This window comes from Streptomyces thermolilacinus SPC6 (assembly GCF_000478605.2).
GTDB lineage: Bacteria > Actinomycetota > Actinomycetes > Streptomycetales > Streptomycetaceae > Streptomyces > Streptomyces thermolilacinus.
The window spans coordinates 3,068,535-3,090,136 of sequence record NZ_ASHX02000001.1; the positions used below are offsets into that span (position 1 = coordinate 3,068,535).

Annotated in this window: 23 protein-coding genes and 1 tRNA gene; 9 read left to right on the plus strand and 15 right to left on the minus strand. The window is 71.9% G+C overall.

All coding sequences use genetic code 11. The features are described from left to right. Positions 1-150 precede the first annotated feature (150 nt). From J116_RS13170 to J116_RS13205, 8 genes are all read right to left on the minus strand, one after another. Positions 151-2,283 (minus strand): cell division protein FtsK, encoded by a 2,133-nt coding sequence (locus J116_RS13170; RefSeq protein WP_023587535.1) that lies wholly within the window; start codon positions 2,281-2,283, stop codon positions 151-153. Positions 2,284-2,376: 93 nt separating this feature from the next. After that, positions 2,377-2,568 (minus strand): hypothetical protein, encoded by a 192-nt coding sequence (locus J116_RS13175; protein WP_023587536.1) that lies wholly within the window; start codon positions 2,566-2,568, stop codon positions 2,377-2,379. A 94-nt stretch (positions 2,569-2,662) separates the two neighbouring features. Continuing rightward, positions 2,663-2,872 carry a hypothetical protein gene (locus J116_RS13180; protein WP_023587537.1) on the minus strand — a complete coding sequence of 70 codons (210 nt, stop codon included), beginning with the start codon at positions 2,870-2,872 and terminating at the stop codon, positions 2,663-2,665. After that, positions 2,847-3,215, minus strand: coding sequence for an RRQRL motif-containing zinc-binding protein (locus tag J116_RS13185; RefSeq protein WP_051203740.1), 369 nt, complete (start codon positions 3,213-3,215; stop codon positions 2,847-2,849). Before J116_RS13185 ends, J116_RS13180 begins: the two co-directional genes overlap by 26 nt. Then, a complete protein-coding gene (locus J116_RS13190) occupies positions 3,215-4,069 on the minus strand; it encodes a hypothetical protein (RefSeq protein WP_023587539.1) in 855 nt (284 codons plus the stop codon). Before J116_RS13190 ends, J116_RS13185 begins: the two co-directional genes overlap by 1 nt. Further along, positions 4,066-4,332 (minus strand): DUF6284 family protein, encoded by a 267-nt coding sequence (locus J116_RS13195; RefSeq protein ID WP_023587540.1) that lies wholly within the window; start codon positions 4,330-4,332, stop codon positions 4,066-4,068. The genes J116_RS13190 and J116_RS13195 overlap by 4 nt, the downstream gene beginning before the upstream one ends. Before the next feature lie 89 nt (positions 4,333-4,421). Continuing rightward, positions 4,422-4,643, minus strand: a complete 222-nt coding sequence (locus J116_RS13200) for a hypothetical protein (protein ID WP_023587541.1) — start codon at positions 4,641-4,643, stop codon at positions 4,422-4,424. Positions 4,644-4,742: 99 nt separating this feature from the next. Continuing rightward, positions 4,743-5,126, minus strand: a complete 384-nt coding sequence (locus J116_RS13205; protein ID WP_023587542.1) for a RapZ C-terminal domain-containing protein — start codon at positions 5,124-5,126, stop codon at positions 4,743-4,745. Between the two features lie 399 nt (positions 5,127-5,525). On the opposite strand from J116_RS13205, the gene J116_RS13210 reads away from it, so the two are divergent. The 6 genes from J116_RS13210 (at position 5,526) to J116_RS13235 (ending at position 9,746) form a co-directional block, all read left to right on the plus strand. Then, positions 5,526-6,299 (plus strand): GntR family transcriptional regulator, encoded by a 774-nt coding sequence (locus J116_RS13210; RefSeq protein WP_028964016.1) that lies wholly within the window; start codon positions 5,526-5,528, stop codon positions 6,297-6,299. Continuing rightward, positions 6,296-6,832 carry a GNAT family N-acetyltransferase gene (locus J116_RS13215; protein ID WP_023587544.1) on the plus strand — a complete coding sequence of 179 codons (537 nt, stop codon included), beginning with the start codon at positions 6,296-6,298 and terminating at the stop codon, positions 6,830-6,832. Before J116_RS13210 ends, J116_RS13215 begins: the two co-directional genes overlap by 4 nt. Before the next feature lie 464 nt (positions 6,833-7,296). Continuing rightward, positions 7,297-7,875, plus strand: a complete 579-nt coding sequence (locus J116_RS13220) for an RICIN domain-containing protein (RefSeq protein ID WP_023587545.1) — start codon at positions 7,297-7,299, stop codon at positions 7,873-7,875. Between the two features lie 293 nt (positions 7,876-8,168). Next, complete coding sequence (locus J116_RS13225) at positions 8,169-9,059, plus strand: PRC and DUF2382 domain-containing protein (protein ID WP_023587546.1); 891 nt, start codon at positions 8,169-8,171, stop codon at positions 9,057-9,059. A gap of 17 nt (positions 9,060-9,076) precedes the next feature. Continuing rightward, entirely contained in the window at positions 9,077-9,388 is a 312-nt protein-coding gene (locus tag J116_RS13230; protein ID WP_023587547.1) for a WGxxGxxG family protein, read from the plus strand. Between the two features lie 145 nt (positions 9,389-9,533). Continuing rightward, positions 9,534-9,746 (plus strand): hypothetical protein, encoded by a 213-nt coding sequence (locus tag J116_RS13235; protein WP_023587548.1) that lies wholly within the window; start codon positions 9,534-9,536, stop codon positions 9,744-9,746. 103 nt (positions 9,747-9,849) lie between these two features. Here the strand turns inward: J116_RS13235 and J116_RS13240 are convergent, their stop codons facing one another. From J116_RS13240 to J116_RS13250, 3 genes are all read right to left on the minus strand, one after another. After that, positions 9,850-10,710, minus strand: coding sequence for a cytochrome c biogenesis CcdA family protein (locus J116_RS13240; RefSeq protein ID WP_023587549.1), 861 nt, complete (start codon positions 10,708-10,710; stop codon positions 9,850-9,852). Next, positions 10,707-11,510, minus strand: coding sequence for a DsbA family protein (locus J116_RS13245; RefSeq protein ID WP_028964018.1), 804 nt, complete (start codon positions 11,508-11,510; stop codon positions 10,707-10,709). The genes J116_RS13240 and J116_RS13245 overlap by 4 nt, the downstream gene beginning before the upstream one ends. Before the next feature lie 85 nt (positions 11,511-11,595). After that, positions 11,596-12,057, minus strand: a complete 462-nt coding sequence (locus J116_RS13250) for a hypothetical protein (protein ID WP_023587551.1) — start codon at positions 12,055-12,057, stop codon at positions 11,596-11,598. A 114-nt stretch (positions 12,058-12,171) separates the two neighbouring features. On the opposite strand from J116_RS13250, the gene hrpA reads away from it, so the two are divergent. Further along, the gene (hrpA, locus tag J116_RS13255; protein WP_023587552.1) at positions 12,172-16,131 is read left to right on the plus strand and encodes an ATP-dependent RNA helicase HrpA; all 3,960 of its coding nucleotides are present in this window, start codon (positions 12,172-12,174) and stop codon (positions 16,129-16,131) included. A 90-nt stretch (positions 16,132-16,221) separates the two neighbouring features. After that, positions 16,222-16,296, plus strand: a tRNA-Asp gene (locus J116_RS13260). Positions 16,297-16,350: 54 nt separating this feature from the next. On the opposite strand, the gene J116_RS13265 is transcribed toward J116_RS13260, so the two are convergent. The 4 genes from J116_RS13265 to J116_RS13280 form a co-directional block, all read right to left on the minus strand. Beyond that, entirely contained in the window at positions 16,351-16,941 is a 591-nt protein-coding gene (locus J116_RS13265; protein ID WP_023587553.1) for a chloramphenicol phosphotransferase CPT family protein, read from the minus strand. Then, a complete protein-coding gene (locus J116_RS13270) occupies positions 16,932-17,474 on the minus strand; it encodes a hypothetical protein (RefSeq protein WP_023587554.1) in 543 nt (180 codons plus the stop codon). Before J116_RS13270 ends, J116_RS13265 begins: the two co-directional genes overlap by 10 nt. Positions 17,475-18,547: 1,073 nt before the next feature. After that, on the minus strand, positions 18,548-18,754 hold the full coding sequence (gene bldC / locus J116_RS13275; RefSeq protein WP_003949541.1) for a developmental transcriptional regulator BldC: 207 nt from the start codon (positions 18,752-18,754) through the stop codon (positions 18,548-18,550). A gap of 519 nt (positions 18,755-19,273) precedes the next feature. Continuing rightward, positions 19,274-20,131, minus strand: coding sequence for a hypothetical protein (locus J116_RS13280; RefSeq protein ID WP_023587555.1), 858 nt, complete (start codon positions 20,129-20,131; stop codon positions 19,274-19,276). Between the two features lie 153 nt (positions 20,132-20,284). On the opposite strand from J116_RS13280, the gene J116_RS13285 reads away from it, so the two are divergent. Then, positions 20,285-21,367: a Leu/Phe/Val dehydrogenase gene (locus J116_RS13285; protein ID WP_023587556.1), complete on the plus strand. Its 1,083-nt coding sequence runs from the start codon at positions 20,285-20,287 to the stop codon at positions 21,365-21,367. Positions 21,368-21,602: the final 235 nt, after the last annotated feature.

Below are 21,602 nucleotides of genomic sequence, written 5' to 3' on the forward strand. Positions count from 1 at the left end.
TGTCTTCGAGGGGGTTTCGGGGCTGTGAGCTGGGGTGCCTCCCTGCCTCCCTGCAAGGCCGTTTGAGCAGGTCAAGGCCAGGGATGCGGGTCAGGGAGCCGTTCAGGGAGTTCTCCCTGCCTCCCTGGCCGGCGTGGGGTGCGGTTCCCTCTACTGGGCGGCGGAAGCGGAACCGTCGTTGGTCCGGTTGGCGAGGGCTCGGGCGATGCGGTCGCGGCCGACGACCATGCGGCCGTCGGACTTGTAGGGCTCGGCGCCGGTGCCCTCCAGCACGCGCTTGAGGTCGCCGTTCGTCCACGCCCCGTATGCCTTGGGGTTGGTGGTGGCCAGCCGCTGGAGCACGTCCTGCGTGAGCACGCGGGGGGCGGTGCCGATCACGTGGGCGATGTCCGTCAGCGGGTCGGTCGGCTCGTCGGTGTCGATCACCCGCAGGGTGGTGACCCCGTCGCGCAGGGCCCGCGCCCGTGCGGCCACCTCGGCCGCGGCTTCGGTGTCGATGTAGTGCGTCCGGACGGTGATGGACGCTTGCCCGGCCGGGATGTCGATGCCGTCGGAGGCGACAACGAGGGTGCCCTTGTCCAGGCCCTGCCGGAGCAGGTGCGGGGCGGCGCCGCCGTCCACGGCCTTGTCCCCGAGCGCCATGCGGGCCTGCGACTCGGTGCCCAGGGCGAGGGAGGCGCGGGTGTGGGCGCCTTCCCGGACGAGCTTGGGGAGGTTCTGGTCGGTGGGGTCCTGCGTGCCCTGCCACAGCAGCACGTTCACCGCCCGCCCCTGGTTGTGGATCTTCCGTGCCGCCATGAAGTACCGGGAGGTGGCCTTGGAGCCGCCGTAGGGGCGCTTCTCCTCGTCCACGGCCGGGCACATGAACGCGACCTGCGCTTCATCCACGAGGACGATGAGCGGGGGGAAGGCGGTGCCGGGCGGGGCGGTCAGGCGCCGCTCCATCTCCGTGACCCCGGACTCGACCATCTCGGTCGCCTGGATGACGTGGTCGTCGGTGGGGCCCTGGATGAGGACGGTGGCGATCCCGTCGAACATCGCCCAGTCCCCGGCGCCCTTCAGGTCCGCGATCCGGAACTCCACCGTCGGGTCAAGGGCGAGCCACAGGGCGAGCGCGCGGACGGCGGCGGTCTTGCCCTGGTTGGACAGGCCGGTGACGAGCATGTGCCGCTGATACAGGCTCAAGGCGGCGGCATCCCCGCGCAGGTCCTGCCCCCACGGCGCCTTGCCCTTCTTGTAGTCCGCCCGCAGATCGGTGTCCAGGACGAGCGGGGACGGCCCGATCGGCTCGTCCAGCGCTCCCGAATCAGCGATCCACAGCCGGACCGTGCGGGCCGCCTGGGGGATGGTGATGAACACTTCGTGCTCGTGCCGGGACAGGTTCTCCGCGAGCTTCCGCCGCCGCCCCTGCACCTCCTGCGTCGACACCCCCGACGGCAAGGTGACATCGACTTCCACGCCGCATCCGGCAATCTTGATGGGGCTGAGCATCGCGGCGCCGGCGTCGCCCATCTCCTTGATGGCCTTCCGCAACGGCGCGATACCCAGATCCCGCAGGGCGGTGACGACGACGGACGGCGTGATCGGCGCCCCGGCGTCGCTTCCGCGCTGCTGGGCGGGAAGGGCCCACTGCGGCGCCGCCTGCTGGTGGCGCCCGACCGCCCACAGCCCGCACAGCGCCAGCCACGGACCAAGGGTGACCAGCGGCCCCCACACCACGGTCGCGATGACCACGACCAGCCGGCACAGCTCCACCAGCGCCATGAGCGGCACCACCACGTCGCCCGGCTGCTTCGTCGCCACCGCGAGCGCGACGCCGAGCAGCAGCAGACCGGCGAGGGTGCCGCCGGTGGCGTAGGCGGCGTTCTTCACCAGCCGCTCCGGGGAGGTCAGCAGGTCCATGCGCCGTTGGTGACGCGCCGCGCGGTACTGCCGTCCACGCTCCTCCCACTCGGCGGCCGCCTCCAGGTTCCCGGCGGCCTCGGCCGCGCGGATCATCCGCTCGTACCGCGCCGCCGTACGGCCGTCCCACGCCCGGCGCGCCACGATCCGCGTCCCGCCGACCACGTACGAGCCGTGCCGGACCACGGCCCGCCCGGCGGCCCGCGTCCGCTCATCCCGCGCCACCCGCACCACCGCCCGGCTCGTCCGGTGCCACAGCGGGACCGGACGCGCCTCGGTGGCCTCCAGCGGCACGGGGACCGTGTCCGGGGCGTCCGGGGCAGGCGTTTCGGCGGTGTCGGGGGGTGGGTCCTTGAAGAGGTGTACGACGTTGTCCGTCATGCTTGAGGCTCCTGTCTGCCCACGGTGTGGGCGGATGAGGGCCCGGAGCGGCCGACGTTTTTTGGCCGGGGTGGCGGCCGCTCCGGGGCGCGGTCAGTGGGTGCGGCGGGCGCGGGCGTAGTCGTCGATGGTGCAACCGGCGTTCTCGGCGGCGGTCAGCGCGCGGTCGGCCAGGGCGGCGGCGTGGCGTGCGTGGTCGGATTCGATGCCGTGCTGGACGCCGATGCGGACCATCTCCTTGCAGGCGGCGACGGCGAGTGCGGCGAGCTGCTGCTTGCTGGTCATACGGTCCCCTTGTGGCGGCGGGCCGGGCTGTCCGGCTCCCCTCACCACCCCCGCGCGAGCGGGGGTGGATCGGGCAGGCGGCAGGACGGCGGGCTCAGCGCCGGGGGTATCCGTGGCCGGTGGGCGGGTAGGTGTCGGCGGCCTTGTCGGTCATCAGGCCCTCCATGACGACCGACTGGAAGTCGGCGTCCAGGCCGGTCGTCGGCTCGTGCTGGAACGCGTCGTCCGCCCGGTCCAGGAGCCGACGGGTGCGGGCGTCGTCGGCGGCGGGCGTCTCGCTACTGCTGCGGCGGAACAGGCCCATGAGGCCACTCCTCGTGCTGCTGGTGGGGGTAGGCGCAGGGCACGCACCTGCCGAGCGACGGCGGGATGCAGTACCCGGCATCACGTCGGCAGCTCGGGCACGTGCGCCGCGCGGCCATGGCGCGCTGGAGCGCGGCGGCCCGGCCCGGCGTCATGGGCCGGACGGGCTTGGCGAGGTCGATGCGGTAGAGGTAGGCGACCAGCGGGCCGCGCCGTCGGCGCGGCCGTTCGAGCTGGGCGGCCACCGGCTGGCCGCCGGGCCGAAGCCCGCGTGCCCTCAGCTGGCGGCGGGTGGCGAGCCCGTCGGGGGCCAGGCGCCATCGGTAGACGGGCAGGGCGCCCATCACGCGACGCGCTTCCACGCGGCGCGCAGGCGGGTCTCGGATGCGGAGTGTCCGGCGGCGCGGAAGCGGGTGGCCATCTCCCGGTAGGACAGGGCCGGGGTTTCGCTGTGGCGGATCTCGTCCCCCAGCCGGTCCAGCTCCGCATCGGTGAGCGCGGGTGCCGCGTCCAGCGCGGGCACCGGGTTGCTCGGCCCCCACACCGGCAGCTCCCAGGAGGGTGCGACGCCGGGTGTGACGCGGCCCGTCACGCAGGTCAGAGCCCTGGCGGTGTCCTCACCGCCCCGCACCGCTTCCAGGGTCGACCACGCCCGCGAGAGGGCTTGCGCGGTGCGGGCCTGGACGCGTGCGACGCGCGCCCCGGCCTGTGTGACAGCCGTCAGCCGCGTCTCCTCCGTGACCGCGTCCGCCCGCAGCCGGGCACGCGCCACGGCCGCCTCGTCGCGGGCGTCCTGCTGGATGCCCCGGATCGTCTTGAGCGCGTGCGCCGTCAGCGCGGTGCGCTCCCACAACCCGTGCACCAGCCACAAGGCTTTCGCGGCCAGGGGCAGCCAGGCCACGGCCAGCCACGCACCGGCGTTCTCCTCGACGGTGAGCGCGTGGGCGACAAGGACGCCAGAGGCGACCAGCCCGAAGCCCCACCCCACGGCCGTGACGGCGGGCGAGTGGTCGCCCTGCGCGGCCAGGCGGCGCTCGTAGGCGAGGGTGGCCAGCCAGCCGCCGTCGATCCCCAGACCGACGACCAGAGCGACCGGCCACGGCACCGCCGCCCCCAGCCACATCATGACGACCGCGAGGGTCAGCACCATGGACACTGCCGTCATCGCGACGGCCGGAACAGTGGTCTTGGCGGTCACGCCGCACCGCCCGCCTGCACCACCGTGGCGCGGTTCGTCAGGTTCCGGCGGGCGGCCAGGACGCGGTGGCGGGCCCGGCGGATGCGCCGGGCGTCCAGCTCCGTGACCGGCCGGTCCAGGATCATGATCTGCGCGTCCAGCAGGTCCACCTCCGCCAGGATCAGCGGAAGCTCCAGCTCGATCGCGTCCAGCTCCGCCGCCGACGGCTCACCGTCGAACGGCACGGCCGTAACAGCCGCGTGAAGTGCAGCGATGGTCTTCATTGGGTCGTGGTTCCTTTCACGCAGAACGGCCCAGAACGAGGCCCCGGAGTTGCAGCTCCGGGGCCTCTTGCCGTTGTGGGGTGCGGGGGTCAGCGGGCGTGCTTGGGGGACCAGCGGCCCGACTTCAGGTCGTTGTACTCGTCCAGGTACTCGTCGGTGGCCTTGCGCATGTCCTCGGCCAGGCGGTGCTGGCCAGCGGCCTTGAACGTGCGCTCGGCCTTGCGGGAGGACTCGACGTCGGCCTTGATGTCGGCGGCGACCTGCGCGTCGGACACCTCGGAGCGGCGGAAGAAGTGACGGGCGGCACCCATGAGGACTCCTTGTGGAATGCGACGGGCTCGGGACTGTCCCGGCTCCCCGCAGCCCCGGAACAACTCCGGGGCCACAGGCAACCGACCAGGGGCAGGGGTTCAGCGCTGGACGACGGGCTTGTCCAGGTCCCGGTGGTGCACGGTGACCGCGTGTCCGGCCGCCCGGAGGCGGGCGGCCAGAGCGCGGGCGAACGTCGGGGCGCGGTGGCGGCCCCCGGCGCATCCGTCGGCCACGACCACGGGCCCGGCACTCGGGCCGGACGCGAATGCCGTGACGGCGGCGGCCGTCGCCTCGACCAGCGCTGCGATGCCCGGCGTGGACATCACGGCCTCCCGGACCGGCGCGTCATCGGCGGTCATGTAGCGCAGCTCCGGGCTGACGTGCGGGTCCCGGAAGTGCTGACGCAGATCCACGGTCAGGTGAGCCTTGGGCTCCGGGGCGTGCAGGTAGCCGAACGAAACGATCTCAACAGTGGCGCTCATGACGGGCTCCTACGGATCGGGAACGGGCCTTCCGGCTCCCCTCAACCCCGCCCGTACGACACCCCCGCAAGGGGGTCCCGGACGGGCAGAGGAGGCAACCGGCCGCAGCCAAGAGCTGCGGAAGTTGAGCTAGCTATCCGTCTCCTTGAAGGCGACTGAGACGGAGCGACCTTTCGGTCTCGCCCTCCCGAGTGACAAGGGTCGGGGGCGCCCTCGGCCTGCTCTGTCCCAGGCCCCTTCACCGTGGGATGCGTGTGCAGACACACGGCACCCCCGGCGCTGTAGGCATTGTCCGTACAATGGCTACAGACAGGATGTTGGCAGGGTCACCACGTTCACGCAAGGGCATTGGCCGCATTGACTGGACAATGCCGTCTACCGGGGGATTGCATGGAGGGCATGGCAGTGACGCGGCTCGGGCGGAACCCGATGTACCAGCAGATCGCGGACGCGCTCCGCGAGCAGATCGCCGATGGGAGGCTGGCGCCAGACGCCAAACTGCCCACAGAGGCTGAGCTGAGGACCATGTACGACGTCTCGCGTGAGACCGTCAGGAAGGCCCTGGGCTTGCTCGTAAACGAGGGGCTCGTGGTGTCCGCTCGGCCTCAGGGGCACTTCGTTCGCCGTCGTCAGCCCATGGTCTTCAGGCCGCAGGCAGAGTTCCGGAAGCGTCCGCACAGCAAGGAGATGGACGCCTTCATGACGGAGTTCTCCGCCGAGGGTAGAGAGCCGCGCCAGTTGATCGAAGTGGCCATCGTGGAACCGCCGGCGGAAGTGGCCAAGCGGCTACACCTTCAGCCCGGCGCCCTCGTGGCGGTGCGCAAGCGGGTGCGCTACCTGGATGGCGAACCCTTCAACATCAACGACAGTTACTTCCCGCTGGACCTGGTGCGCGACTCCGAGATCATGAGGCCGGAGGACATCACGCGCGGTGCGAACGAAGTTCTCGCCGAACTGGGGCACCGACAGGTCAGGGCGCTCACGGAGCTGTACGTGCGCATGCCGACACCTGACGAGAGCAGGCGCCTCGACCTGGGGCCGGGAACGCCGGTCGGATACCACCTGCTCACTGGCTTCACCGAGGAGGGCAAACCCGTCCGTGTTGCGATCACCGTGCTTCCCGGCGACAGGCACGTGATCTCTCACGAACTGTTCCGCGAGGAGGCTCCGTGAACGACGTGGTTGTCAGGGCTGCTGGGCCAGATGAGCTGGAAGTCGTGGAAGGGCTACTCAAGGAGGCTTCCGCATGGTTGGCCGCACGGGGCATCGACCAGTGGCAGTACCCGCCGCACACCGACCGCATCACGCGCGCCTTGGAGCGAGGCGACTGCTACTTGGCCTTCCGGAACGACAAGCCTGCGGGCACGTTGCAGGTGGACGACTTTGCCGACCCTGAGTTCTGGACGGCAGACGACCGACCAGAGACCGCCTTGTACGTCCACCGCATGGCCGTCAGCCGTGAGGCGAGCGGTGAGGGTCTCGGCGCGGTGCTGCTGGATTGGGCGGCAGGGCAGGCGCGGGACGCTGGCAAAACGTGGCTTCGGCTGGACGCGTGGAAGGACAACTCCGGCCTGCACCGCTACTACGAGGAACACGGCTTCGAGTTGGTGCGGATCGTAGATCTTCCTCATCGCAGGTCCGGGGCGCTGTATCAGCGGCGAGTGAACCGGGATGCGCCAGTCCCCCGTGCCTCACGGTCCGACTGAGGCCCACACAGATGGTCACCCATGTGTTGGCGTACGCCAACCCGTACGCCAACAGCGGCGCACAAAGACGGACAACGGCAGGCACTTGCTGCCTCCCAGACCGGCTAACCGCCATGTCAGACACGGCCTGAAAAGCGGAAGGTCGCCGGTTCGACCCCGGCCCCAGCCACCAGCCGAAAGGCCCCGTTCCCAGAACGGGGCCTTTCGCCGTTCCCCGGGCAGGCCGTCCGTACGCGCGCTGTCACCCGGTTGCAGGGCATCGGGGGGGCGCTGATAGTGGAGGTGCGGCCGTTCCGTGGCCGGGGTGCAGCACCCCTCCGGGGCCGTACGGCTGTCGAGCCGGCCTCCTGGCCACCGAGCCGCCCCACGTCTCTCCCCCCGTCGTGGCCGCGACCGCGCGTGCCCGTACGAAGGACACTTCCGCCTCTCCCCCTGGATCACCCGATCAAGAGAGAAGCACTCCCATGCGCAAGAACACCCGGTCGCGCCGCGTCGTGACCGCTTCGACCGCCCTGCTCGCCGGTGGTGTCATGCTCCTGCCCTCCCCGGCGTCCGCCCGTGCCGTCACGGCCGACAACGCCGCGCCGCAGATCTCGGGCGGCAGCTTCCAGATACGGAACCTCCAGACCGGCAAGTGCGCGACCCTCGCGGGCGGCCGGTCCACCGAGAACAACGTCGAACTGCTCCAGTTCTCCTGCGACACGGACCCGTCGCGGCGCTGGCGGGTCACCAACTGGGACGGCACCTCCTACCAGCTCGTCAACGTCCAGACGCGGAAGTGCGCGACCGTCGCCGGGGGCAGGTCCACGGAGAACAACGTCAACCTGGTCCAGTTCACCTGCGACAACGACCCCTCGCGCCGCTGGCGCGTCACCAACTGGAACGGCAACTCCTACCAGCTCGTCAACGTCCAGACGGGCAAGTGCGCCACCGTCGCCGGAGGCCGCTCCACCGAGAACAACATCCGGCTCGTGCAGTTCACCTGCGACACGGACGCCTCACGCCGCTGGACGCTCCGCCTCGCCGGTACGGCCTCCGGATGACACCGGTGCGGCCGGTACAGCGGCTACAGCCGACACGGCCGGTCCGCCGACACGGCCGGTCCGCCGACACAGGGGTGACCCCGGGTGACTCACCCGTTCGGAGCAATGACGCCCGGGTGCCGGTCGGGCCGTGAGCGGGGCTACGGGGGGCTCGCTGCCCAGGCCCTTTCGGCGCCGCCCGAGTTGCAGGGCGTTCCGCGGTCACCGGCAATGGAGCCAGGGTCCGGCCCATCACACGCGCCCTCACTCGCGCTGTCTCGGAGGCCGGTCCCCCAGCTAGGGAGGAATCCAGCATGGCCCAGAACGAGAAGGCGTTCCCCGTGGAAGGACTCCAGGGCGCGACGGCCTACGACTCGAATGGCGAGAAGATCGGCACGATCGGCCAGGTGTACGTGGACGACCGGCTCGGCACCCCGGAGTGGGTCACCGTCAAGACCGGTATGTTCGGCACCAAGGAGACCTTCGTCCCCCTGTCCGGCGCCCGCCGTCAGGGCGCCGACCTCCACGTGCCGTACACCAAGGACACGGTGAAGGACGCCCCTCGACTCGACGCCGACGAACACCTCGACCCCTCCGAGGAACAGCGGCTCTACCGCCACTACCAGCTCACCCCCGGCAGCACCGGCACCGCCCAGGGCAGGACCGGCACCGCGGGCACCACGGGCACCACGGGCATGGCGGCGGGCGGCATGGCCGCCGGTACGGCGGGCATGGAAGGCACTCGCGGCCGCCACGCACGCGACCAGCGCGAGCCCGCCACCGCGATGCGCGGCCGCGAGGACGAGGGCATGACCCGCTCCGAGGAGCAGCTCCAGGTCGGCATGGAGGAGTACGAGTCCGGGCGCGCCCGGCTGCGCAAGTACGTCGTCACGGAGGACGTGACGACCCGCGTGCCGGTCACCCACGAGGAGGTCCGGGTGGTGCGCGAGCCCATCCGGCCCGGGGAGCGCGAGTCCCGCATCGAGGACGCCGAGCAGGAGGTCACCCTGCACGCCGAGCGCCCGACGGTGAGCAAGAAGAACGTCCCCGTCGAGCGCGTCCGCATGGAGACCGAGAAGGTCACCGAGCAGCAGGACGTCACCGGCCAGGTCCGCAAGGAGAAGATCGAGTACGACGACGGCCAGTCCGAGCGCGGACGTGGCACCGAACACGGACGCGGCCCCAAGCAGGGCCCGAACCGATGACCAGCAAAGGAGAAGCCATGCGACGCACCACTGCCGGCGCGCTTCTGGCCGCCGCACTGCTCGCGGGTCCCGCCACGGCCACCGCCGCCGCGGCCCAGCCCCCCGCGGCACAGACCTCCGTCGTGACGACCGCCCCGGCGCAGGGACACACGCTGGCCGCGGACACCGCCCGGGACGATGACGACGGCGGCGGGTGGGGCCTGTGGGGCCTGCTCGGGCTGCTGGGTCTGCTGGGGCTGATTCCCCGCAAGTCCAAGACGGGCGGCGCCTCGCACCGTGGCACCAGCCCCGGCACGGGGACCGGCGCCCACCCGACGGACCGCACCTGACGGCACCCGTCCCGGCGCGATTCCGGCCCGCCGAGCCCACGTACGTACGGCCCGACCGCTCTCACCGGTCGGGCCGTACGACGTCGGGGGCGCCGCGCCGCCCGGGAGCCCGCCGCCGCGAGGCCGGCCGCTAAAGTCGGGCGCCATGGGGGAGTTCGCACACCAGAACCAGCAGGGCCGGCACGGCCAGCAGGGACAGCCACAGCACCGGGGGCCGGTCGTCGTCCCGTGCAAGTGGTGCCACAAGCCGGTGGCGCAGACCCGCCGCTGGTTCCCGAAGCAGTACTGCGGCCGCTGGCACAAGTGGAAGCACCGCGTCACGGAGATCGTCGGCGAGGTCCTCGGCGGCGGCGCCTGACCGGGCCCGGCCGCCGGACCAGCAGGCCCGGCGCCTGACCACCGGGCCCGGCGGCCACCATCAGCCCGGCGCCCACCGACTGCCCGGTCCCGGGCCCCAGCCGTCAGGCCCGCTCGCGTCCCCGCCAGCCCCGTACGCCCAGGATTACCGCGACGACCGCGACCACGGTCATCAGCAGCATCCAGTCCGGCACCGCGCCGCCCGCCCGCGACGCCCACCGCTCCACCTCGAACGAGGCGTCCACGGAGAGCGGGCCCGGCAGGGCGCTCGTGCCGTCGAAGGCCAGGAACAGTACGCCCAGCAGCACGAAGAAGGCACCCGACAACAGCGACGTCGTGTGCAGCTCCACGCGGCTCAACCGGCCCGGCCACCCCGACTGTCCCGGCCGGACCAGCCGCACCACCCGCCCGCGCAGCCACACCCGCCGCCCCAGCTCGTACCGCTCCCACAGCAGCGCCAGTACGAACAGCGGCACCGCCATGCCCAGCGCGTACACCGCCAGCAGCAGCCCGCCGTACACCGCGCTGCCGCCCAGCGCCGCCACCGTCAGCACCCCGCCCAGGATCGGCCCCGCGCAGAAGCCCGCCAGCCCGTACACCATCCCCAGCGCGTACACGGACACCGCCGTCGTGGGGCGGATGCGGCCGCTCGCCTCGGCCAGGCGGCGCGGCGCGAACCCCATGCCCAGCACCTGCGCCACGCCCAGCACGATGATCAGCCAGCCGCCGGTCGTGACCAGCAGGTCCCGGTTGCCGTAGAAGAACCGTCCCGCCAGCGAACCGGCCGCGCCCAGCGGCACCAGCGTCGTCGCCAGGCCCGCGTAGAAGATGCCGGTACGGGCGAGGAGCCGGGCCCTGGAGTCGATCGAGTACGCGAAGAACGCCGGCAGCAGCAGCGCGCTGCACGGACTGACCAGCGCCAGCAGGCCGCCCAGGAACGCGGCCAGGTAGCCGACGTTCGTCACCGGCCGGCCTTCGCCTTCGCCGCCGCCTCGTCGATCGCGGCCGTGAAGGTCTCCAGCGGCTGGGCGCCCGAGACGGGCCGTCCGTTGATGAGGAACGACGGCGTGGACGCCACGCCCAGCGCGAAGCCCTCGTCCTGGTCCCGCTTCACGGCCTGGCGGGCCGCCGCGCCGTCCAGGTCGCGGCCGAACCGCGCGAGGTCCTTGACGCCCGCCTCGCGCGCGAGGACGGTCAACTGGTCCTTGCCGAAGCCTTTCTCCTTGGCGTCCTCGGCGTAAGCGGCCCGGTGGAACTCCCAGAACCGGCCCTGCTGCCCCGCCGCCCACGCGGCCCGGGCGACCCGCTCGGAGTCCTCGCCGAAGATCGGGAAGTTCCGCCACTCGATGCGCAGCACACCCTTCTCGACGTACTTCTCCATCAGCGCGGGCTCGGTGTCGCGGGCGAACTTGCCGCAGTACCCGCACTGGAAGTCGGCGTACTCGATGAGGACGACCGGGGCGTCGGCGCGACCGGCCGCGAGGGTGTCCTTCGCGTCGCGGCGCGCCAGCTTCGCCGCCTCGGCGTAGAGGCCCTCCTGCGCGCCCGGGGCCGCGGAGGGAGCGGCGTCGGACGGGGCGGAGGCGGGCGCGGAGACCGGCGCGGCGGGGGCGGCCTCGGTGGCGTCCCGGTCGGCGGGCTTGGTGGCCGCGTACGAGGCGAAGGCCAGCAGCCCGGCGGCGACCGCGACCCCCGCCCCGATGGCGTACGGCTTCAAGGAAGCGGAAGAGGAGGAGGAAGAGGAAGGAGAGGGATTCGTGGACACGCGTGTGCTCCTGCGGTGTGGTGGTGGAGGAAGGAGAGATGCGGCGGTACGGCGGTGTGGCGGGAAGTCGCCACGGACGGCGCCTCTACACGCGCAGGATCGACAGGTCCATCGGGGACGGCGGTACGAGCGCGAGCGGGGCCCGCTCCGGGCCCGTGGCGGCGGACTCGAACGCCGCCCATCCGGCGCAGCCCCCGCCGCCCCGCGCGTCGGGCGGGGCGGGGAGCAGGTCGGCGAGCGTCAGGGTGCGCGGCGGAGCGGCCGGGGCCAGGCCGCCGTCGCGGGTGCCGGAGTCGTCCCGGCAGCCGGGCGGGCGCCCGTCGCCATGGGCGGGGGCGGCCACCGGGTACAGGGCGTGGCTCACGGCGGCGTAGGGGACGTCGGCGGCGGCACGCGTACGGTCGCCGGACCCCGGCTCGCCGTACGACCGCTCCCCGGCCGCCCCCGGGCACACACAGAGCACAAGCACCACCAGCACCAGGCCCCACGCGCCTCGTACGCCGCACGTCACCGCCCCGCCGCGCCGCCTGGCATCGGTACGGGGCATCGGGCGGGCGCCTTCCTGGTCGGGGCCTGGTGATCAGCTGATCGGCTCGCCCGAAATGGTACGGGGAAATGGGTTCGCCACCCCCGACCCGCGGGTGAGATCCTGGGACACGGTATGTCTACTTCCCTCGCCGACCTCCAGACCCTGCTGACCGAGGTCTCGCTGCGCGACGCCCACCGGCTCGGCCGCCGTCTCGAAGGCGCCCGCCGCATCCGTAAGCCCGAGGCCAGGCAGGCCGTGCTGGACGAGATCGCCGCCGAGGCGGCGAAGGCGGCGGCCCGCACCGCCGAGCGGGCGTCCCGCGTGCCCGAGGTCACGTATCCCGAGCAGCTGCCCGTCAGCCAGAAGAAGGACGAGATCCTGGAGGCGATACGCGACCACCAGGTCGTGATCGTCGCCGGTGAGACGGGCTCCGGCAAGACCACGCAGATCCCCAAGATCTGCCTGGAGCTGGGCCGGGGCGTGCGCGGCATGATCGGCCACACGCAGCCCCGCCGGATCGCGGCCCGCACGGTCGCGGAGCGCGTCGCCGAGGAGCTGCGGACGCCACTCGGCGAGGCGGTCGGCTGGAAGGTGCGGTTCACCGACCAGGTCGGCTCCGACACGTTCGTGAAGCTGATGACGGACGGCATCCTGCTCGCGGAGATCCAGACGGACCGCGAGCTGCGCGCGTACGACACGATCATCATCGACGAGGCCCACGAGCGCAGCCTCAACATCGACTTCCTGCTCGGCTACCTGGCCCAGCTGCTGCCCAGGCGCCCCGACCTGAAGGTCGTGATCACCTCCGCGACCATCGACCCGGAGCGGTTCTCCCGGCATTTCGGGGACGCGCCGATCGTGGAGGTCAGCGGCCGCACGTACCCGGTGGAGGTGCGGTACAGGCCGCTGCTGGAGGAGGACTCCGAGGAGGCGGACCGCGACCAGATCACCGCGATCTGCGACGCCGTGGACGAGCTCCAGGCGGAGGGCCCCGGCGACATCCTGGTGTTCCTCTCCGGCGAACGGGAGATCCGCGACACGGCGGACGCGCTGCTGAAGAAGAAACTGCGGAACACCGAGATCCTGCCGCTGTACGCGCGCCTGTCGCACGCCGAGCAGCACCGCGTGTTCCAGCAGCACTCCGGCCGCCGCGTCGTCCTCGCGACCAACGTGGCCGAGACGTCCCTGACGGTCCCCGGCATCAAGTACGTCATCGACCCCGGCACGGCCCGGATCTCCCGCTACAGCCACCGCACGAAGGTGCAGCGGCTGCCGATCGAGCCGGTCAGCCAGGCCAGCGCCAACCAGCGCAAGGGCCGCTGCGGACGCACCAGCGACGGCATCTGCATCCGGCTGTACTCGGAGGACGACTTCCTCGCCCGTCCCGAGTTCACGGACGCCGAGATCCTCCGTACGAACCTGGCCTCCGTCATCCTCCAGATGACCGCGGCGGGCCTCGGCGACATCGAGAAGTTCCCCTTCATCGATCCGCCGGACCACCGCAACATCCGCGACGGCGTGCAGCTCCTCCAGGAGCTCGGCGCGCTGGACCCGGCGCAGAAGGACCCGAAGAAGCGCCTCACCCCGCTCGGCCGGAAGCTCGCCCAGCTGCCCGTCGACCCGCGGCTGGCGCGCATGGTGCTGGAGGCCGACAAGAACGGCTGCGTCCGCGAGGTCATGGTCATCGCGGCGGCCCTGTCCATCCAGGACCCGCGCGAGCGGCCCGCCGAGAAGCAGGCGCAGGCCGACCAGCAGCACGCCCGCTTCAAGGACGAGACGTCCGACTTCCTCGCCTTCCTGAACCTGTGGCGATACATCCGCGAGCAGCAGAAGGCGCTGTCGTCGTCGGCGTTCCGCCGCATGTGCAAGTCGGAGTACCTCAACTACCTGCGCATCCGCGAGTGGCAGGACATCTACAGCCAGCTGCGCACGGTCGCCAAGCAGATGGGCCTCCACCTCAACGAGGACGACGCGGGGGACCAGCAGGTCCATGTCTCGCTCCTCGCGGGCCTGCTGTCCCACGTGGGCATGAAGGACGTCAAGAACGCCGGGGGGGAGGGCGGGAAGAACTCGGCGAAGAACGAGTACCTGGGCGCGCGGAACGCCAAGTTCGCGATCTTCCCCGGCTCGGCGCTGTTCAAGAAGCCGCCGCGGTTCGTGATGTCGGCCGAGCTGGTCGAGACGTCCCGGCTCTGGGCGCGGGTCAACGCGAAGATCGAGCCCGAGTGGATCGAGCCGCTCGCCGGGCACCTGCTGAAGCGCGCGTACTCGGAGCCGCACTGGGAGAAGGACCAGGCGGCCGTCATGGCGTACGAGAAGGTGACGCTGTACGGCGTGCCGATCGTCGCCCAGCGGAAGGTCAACTACGGGCGCATCGACCCGGAGGTGTCCCGCGAGCTGTTCATCCGGCACGCCCTGGTGGAGGGCGACTGGCGCACCCACCACAAGTTCTTCGCCGACAACCGGAAGCTGCTCACCGAGGTCGAGGAGCTGGAGCACCGGGCGCGGCGCCGCGACATCCTCGTGGACGACGAGACACTGTTCGACTTCTACGACCAGCGGGTCCCCGAGCACGTCGTGTCGGGCGCGCACTTCGACTCGTGGTGGAAGCACAAGCGGCGCGACGAGCCCGAACTGCTCGACTTCGAGCGGGAGATGCTCATCAACGAGAAGGCGGGCGCGGTCACCAAGGCCGACTACCCCGACTCGTGGCGGCAGGGCCCGCTCAAGTTCCGTGTGACGTACCAGTTCGAGCCGGGCGCCGACGCGGACGGCGTCACCGTCCACATCCCGCTCCAGGTGCTGAACCAGGTCACCGACGAGGGCTTCGACTGGCAGATCCCGGGCCTGCGCGAGGAGGTCGTGACGGAGCTGATCCGCTCCCTCCCGAAGCCGATCCGCCGCAACTACGTACCGGCGCCGAACTTCGCGAAGCGGTTCCTGGACACGGCGGCGCCCAGCGCGGAGCCCCTGGCGGCCGTGCTGGCGCGGGAGCTGAAGCGCATGGTGGGCGTCCCGGTGGCGGCGGACGACTTCGACTGGGCGAAGGTCCCCGACCACCTGAAGATCACGTTCCGGATCGTGGACGAGCGGCGCCGGAAGCTCGCCGAGGACAAGGACCTGGAGACGCTGAAGCTGAGGCTGCGGCCCAAGGCCCGCCAGGCCCTGTCGAAGGCCGCGGCGGCCGCCACGGCGGGCCCCTCGGGGCAGGGCCAGTCGCTGGAGCGCACGGGCCTGACGGACTGGACGATCGGCACGCTCACGCGCGTCTTCGAGACCCGCCGGGCGGGCCAGCCCGTGAAGGCGTACCCGGCGCTGGTCGACCAGGGCGAGAGCGTCGCCGTACGCCTCTTCGACACGGAGGCCGAGCAGGCGCGGGCGATGTGGCGGGGCACCCGGAAGCTGATCATGCTGAACATCCCGGTGAACCCGGCGAAGTTCGCCTCCGACCGGCTGACGAACCAGCAGAAGCTCGCCCTGTCCCGCAATCCGCACGGCTCGGTCCAGGCCCTCTTCGAGGACTGCGCGACGGCGGCGGCGGACCGGCTGATCGCCGACCGCGGCGGCCCGGCGTGGGACGAGGCGTCGTACCGGAAGCTGTACGACGAGGTCCGCGCCGACCTCGTCGAGCTGACCGTGCGGACGGTTGACCAGGTGCAGCAGATCCTGGCCGCCTGGCAGGCGTGCGAGCGCCGCCTGAAGGCCACCAGCAGCCTGGCGCTGGTGGCCAACGTCCAGGACGTACGGGAGCAGCTCGCGGCGCTCATGCCGCCCGGGTTCGTCACGGCGACGGGCCTGCGGCGGCTGCCGGACCTGATGCGGTACCTGGTGGCGGTGGACCGCCGGCTCCAGCAGATGCCGACGTCAGTGCAGCGGGACACGACCCGCATGGAGAAGGTCCACGAGATGCGGGACGAGTACGCGTGGCTGCTGGAGCAGTTCCCGAAGGGGCGCCCGGTGCCGCAGGAGGTCCTGGACATCCGCTGGATGATCGAGGAGCTGCGGGTCAGCTACTTCGCGCACGCGCTGGGCACGGCGTACCCGGTGTCGGACAAGCGGATCGTGAAGGCGATCGACGCGGCGGCGCCGTGATCACGCGGTCGCCGTGGGTGAGTTCGACCGCACGGTCCGAGCTGCTGTAGAGTCTCTCTCGCAGCCAAGGAGCGAACGGCTGCGAAACCTGGTCCTGTGGAGCAGTTTGGAGTGCTCGCCACCCTGTCAAGGTGGAGGCCGCGGGTTCAAATCCCGTCAGGACCGCAAAACCCGAGGCCCGCACCGCTGGTGCGGGCCTCGGTCGTTTCAGCGGCCGTTTCAGCGGTCGGGAAGCAGCCGGGTGCGGAGCTGCTGAAACGCGGTCGGCTGCGGCCGTCGCGGCAGGAAGGCGCTGATCCGCCGGGCGCAGTCGAGCGGGCTCACCGTGGTCGTGTCGCACTCGATGTCGTACAGGCCGTGCGCGTGGACCCGCTGGAGCTGCCGGGCCGCGAGACCGGCCGGGCGGTCACCGCGCTCCCGCTCACGCCGCTGGAGCTCCTCCGGCGAGCACCGTACGCCGACGAGGACGACGTCCCGGGCGTCGAAGAGGTCCAGGCAGTCCAGCAGACGCCACTCCTCGCTCAGCACGTGGTCGACCACGACGTTGTTCCCCGCGGCGGCCATGCCGGCGACCGCCCGGTGAAAGCCCGCCCAGGTGCGCCGCAGGACGCCGGGCAGCTCCTCCGGAGGGACCTCCCGGCGGCTGCGCATCGCGTGGAACGCGTCCACCGGCAGGTGGAAGTAGGGCCCGTCCAGGACCCCCAACAGCTCCCTGGCGATGCTGGACTTGCCCGAACTGGAGGTCCCGTTCAGAAAGACGATCAGGCCGCCACGGCCGGACGCGGCGTGGGCGCCCTGCTTCACCCCCACCAGTCCTCACCGGCGTGCCAGTGCCGCACCCACTCCTCGAAGCCCCACGCGCGGTCCCCGGGCGCCGGTACCGCCCCGACGTCGGCCACCATCCACACCTCGCCCCGGCGGGGCCCGGCGGTCAGCAGGAGCCAGAACGACAGCCCGTCCTCGGACCCGGGCACCACGGAACCCTGGTTGTACGCGGCGTCGGTCCGCGGGTCGTCGTCCGGATCGACGGTCTCGTCGTCCTCCCAGACCCAGGCGGCGTCCAGCGGGAACGGCTCGCCCGGCTGCCGCGGCCCGAGGTCGGGCCAGCTGTCAGGCAGCCACCCGAGCGGCTGGAGCCCGCCGTCCGCGGCGGGACCGAGGCCCGAGCCGTTGCTCACCTCCGCGGCGAAGGTCCGGTACGGCTCCGGGAGCGCCACGCGGTGCTCCGCCTCCCACGCGGCAACGGCCTCCTGTCCGAGCGGGGGTTCGCGCCACTCGGGGGGAAAGGCGGCGCGCAGGAAGTCGAGGGTGGCGTCGGAGGGACGCGCGTCAACAACACTCACCCCCGCATGCTCCCACCCCTCCGGAGAACTGCGCCGTCCCGCGGCCCCACCCACTCCGGCAGGCGCCCCGCACGGCGGGACGGGCGGGTACAACCGGCTGCCGCGCCCACGTGGTCGCGCACCGCAGGCACACGACACGGAGGCCGCCCCCGTTGTGCCCACCGCTGCGGTGGGCACAGGACACGGGGCCCGCCTCCGTTGTGGGCAGGCGCCCCGCAGGGCGGGACGGGTGGGCACAACGGGGTGCCCCGCCCGGGAGGTTGCGCGCCTGTGCGACAGGCCCAGGACACGGGGCCCGCGCGGGGAGGGTGCGCGCCTGTGCGGCAGGCGCTGGGACCGGCATCCGGCACGTCCGCTGTGCCCACCCGTTCCGCCCCGGCGGGAGCGCATGCCCACGGCGGGGCGGACGCGCGCCGCAGCGCCCGCACGGGCGGCCGGGCCTACAGCGGAAACGGCCCGCAGGGCAGGGAGCGGCGGGTGCCTCTTAGCGGGTTGGCCCGTAGGGCGGTACGGCCTGACGGGTACGGCGACAAGGCAGCGCGGGACTGCGGCGGGCCGGGCCGCAGGAGCAGGCGCGGAACGCACGGGCCCCTAGGGCAGGGCGGATGCGGGCGCGGGGCCGCAGAGGTTCGTACGGGGTGGCCGACAGGCCAGGTGCGGGGCCTGAGGCGGGGACCCGCCGGGGTGGCCGGCAGGCCAGGGGCGGGCGCGTACAGGGCCGCAGGGAGTGAACCTACGGGGGAACTGACGGTTCGTCGGGGGGCCGGCTCGGGTGCGGGAGGGTGGGGCGGGCTCGCGCGGGGCCCGCGAAGGGCCCGCATCCGTGTGACGCGAGTCACGGAACTCGTTCGAGAAACCGCTTCACTTATCCCATCCCTACACCCGCCCCATTTAATACGTGCAATTGCACCCCCACAAACCCCCCACCCCCGCCCATAAAAAAGACCGCGCCGGACCCGGCGGAGTCCAGCGCGATCGGTGACGTCAGCCCGTTGGGGCGGGGTGTCGTCAGTGGTGCTCGGGGTGGGCGGACCGGGTTGGGGGACCCGGAAAAGCCCGGTCTACAGGGGTGTTCAGGCCTCGCTGCGCTGCTGCGGAATACCCGCGAGCAGCGCACGGACCTCTGCCTCGCGGTACCGGCGGTGTCCACCCAGCGTGCGGATGGACGTGAGCTTGCCGGCCTTCGCCCAGCGGGTCACCGTCTTCGGGTCCACGCGGAACATCGTGGCAACCTCAGCGGGGGTCAGCAGCGGCTCAGCATCAGGGGTGCGAGCGGTCATGAGCGGCCTCCTCGGGAGAACCGACGTTCTCGGTTCTTTCCTCTAAATTCTGCACCTTGACCCGCGTTGCCCGAAATGGCGGACGCGGGCCGAGTCGGTTATAGGACGAACGGCTTGTCCTCGGCACTACAACTACACCATCTGTCCAGCCACGTTCGGCCAAACCGATGGAATTGCCCTCTCAGGTGTCCATCAGCGGCGGAAGCCGATGGACCATGCCATAGCGGACAGTCACGTCACAGTGACGATCAGTCACAGAGCGATCAGGAGCCACCAGACCCCCCATAGCGTGCAATGCTGAGCCTTCCGCCCAAACTTGGACGGAAGGAGCCCTCCCCGGACTCCTTGTCCTATTTTGGCATGAGGTTGGGCGATGGACGCAAGAGCCGCTGTTAGTGCGATCCATCACCCTTGAGACAAAGGCCCGGTTCGGGACCGTGGTCCTTCGTTCCCTGACGTCACACAAGACTCAGGTGCAACAGGCTTCGGCGCAACAGCCCCAACTGGGGAATTTTCGGTTCAGTTGGCGAACTGCCGGTCGCGCACCGCGCGCCACCGCTCCGCGAGCCGCCCGTACGCCTTCTCCGCGGCCGCCTCGTCCCCGTCCCGCAGCGCGGCGATCCCGGCAGTGACGTCCGCCACGGACCGGTCCCCGGCCAGCAGCTCGGCGGGCAGGGCGTGCACCAGGCCGCCGTAGTCCAGCTCCACCAGCGAACGCGGGTGGAACTCCTCCAGCCACCGCCCCACGTCGACCAGGCCCTCGGTCAGCGGGCCCTCGTCGATCGACTCGCGCAGCGTCCGCAGCGACCGCGCCACCCGCCGCCGCGCCTCCACCATCGGCGTCCGGTACCGCAGCACCGGCGCCTTCCCGGACGCCGCGCCGACGGGGACGTACTCGCGCTCCTCGTCGGCGAACAGCACGAACCAGCGCACCGGCACCTGCCACACCGCGCTCCTGATCCACGGCCGCGCGTCCGGGTTCCGCGCACGCCACCGCTCGCGGTCCGCCTCAGCCTGCCCGCGCACCACCGGCGGCAGCGCCGCGTCCAGCACGGTCCGCGGCAGCAGCTGGTCCAGCTCCTCCAGCGCCAGCCAGGCCCGCAGCCGCGTGCGCCACGGGCAGACGCACACCGACCCGCCCGCCTCCACGACGAACGCGTCGCCGCTCTCGTGCACCGGTACGGGCACCGGCGGTGTCGGCACCAGGTCGGCGAGCGCGCGCCGGAGCTCGTCCTGCGCCGTGGGCGCCCCGCCGCGCAGCGCGCGCTCCGCGTAGCGGGCCCAGTGGGCGCGCTCGGGCTCGGGGAAGGCGGCCAGGGGCTCGTACACGCGCAGGTAGGAGGCGTAGGGAACGAGGACCGAGGAGACAGCCGGCATGCGCCGAATCCTTCCACGCGACCGCACCCCTGAGGGTGATCCTGAGCACTGCGTCGGACCTACGCCCAGGTAGCACTTAATCTCTTGCCGAACAGGTCCCTCCCCACCCCTAGGGGGGCCGACATCGCCGCTTCGTACTTGGGAGTCACCACCGTGACCGATGTGACCGACGGCGTCCTGCACACCCTGTTCCGTTCGGAGCAGGGGGGCCACGAGCAAGTCGTGCTGTGCCAGGACCGCGCCTCCGGCCTGAAGGCCGTCATCGCCATCCACTCGACCGCCCTGGGCCCCGCCCTCGGCGGCACCCGCTTCTACCCGTACGCATCCGAGGAGGAGGCCGTCCTCGACGCGCTGAACCTGTCGCGGGGGATGTCGTACAAGAACGCCCTGGCCGGTCTGGAGCACGGCGGCGGCAAGGCCGTGATCATCGGTGACCCGGAGCTGATCAAGACCGAGGAACTGCTGCTGGCCTACGGCCGGATGGTGGCGTCCCTCGGCGGCCGGTACGTCACGGCCTGCGACGTCGGCACGTACGTCGCCGACATGGACGTCGTCGCCCGCGAGTGCCGCTGGACGACCGGCCGGTCCCCCGAGAACGGCGGCGCCGGCGACTCGTCGGTCCTCACCGCGTTCGGTGTCTTCCAGGGCATGCGCGCCTCCGCCCAGCACGTGTGGGGCGACCCCACGCTGCGCGGCCGCGTGGTCGGCGTCGCCGGTGTCGGCAAGGTCGGCCACTACCTGGTCGAGCACCTGGTGCAGGACGGCGCCGAGGTCGTGATCACCGATGTGCGCGAGGAGTCGGTACGCCGGATCACCGACAAGTTCCCGCAGGTCAGGGTGGCCGCGGACACGGACGCGCTGATCCGCACCGAGGGCCTGGACGTCTACGCGCCGTGCGCGCTCGGCGGCGCCCTCAACGACGACACGGTGCCCGTCCTGACGGCGAGGATCGTGTGCGGCGCGGCCAACAACCAGCTCGCGCACCCCGGTGTCGAGAAGGACCTGGAGGAGCGCGGCATCCTCTACGCGCCCGACTACGTCGTCAACGCGGGCGGGGTCATCCAGGTCGCGGACGAGCTCCACGGCTTCGACTTCGACCGGTGCAAGGTCAAGGCGACGAAGATCTTCGACACCACGTCGGCGATCTTCGCACGCGCAAAGGAAGACGGGATCCCTCCGGCCGCGGCGGCCGACAGGCTCGCCGAGCAGCGGATGGCCGAGGCCCGCCGCGCCTGACAGCGTGCGGGGGCGCGCGCCGGTCTCAGGCGCCGGTCGCGCGCGGGCTCTTTTCGGTCACGGAACGTACGACCGTCCGCCGGGCACCTTGACAGGGTGCCCGGCGGACGGTCGGCGCGTGCCCACAGGAAGGCCCCGGACACGCTCCGCATTGGTGTGTTCGCACAGACTTGCGCCCGCCACCGGAGAGAGATGACTCACGCCGGTCGGCGGGTCGAGCCGCGATATGAGGTTA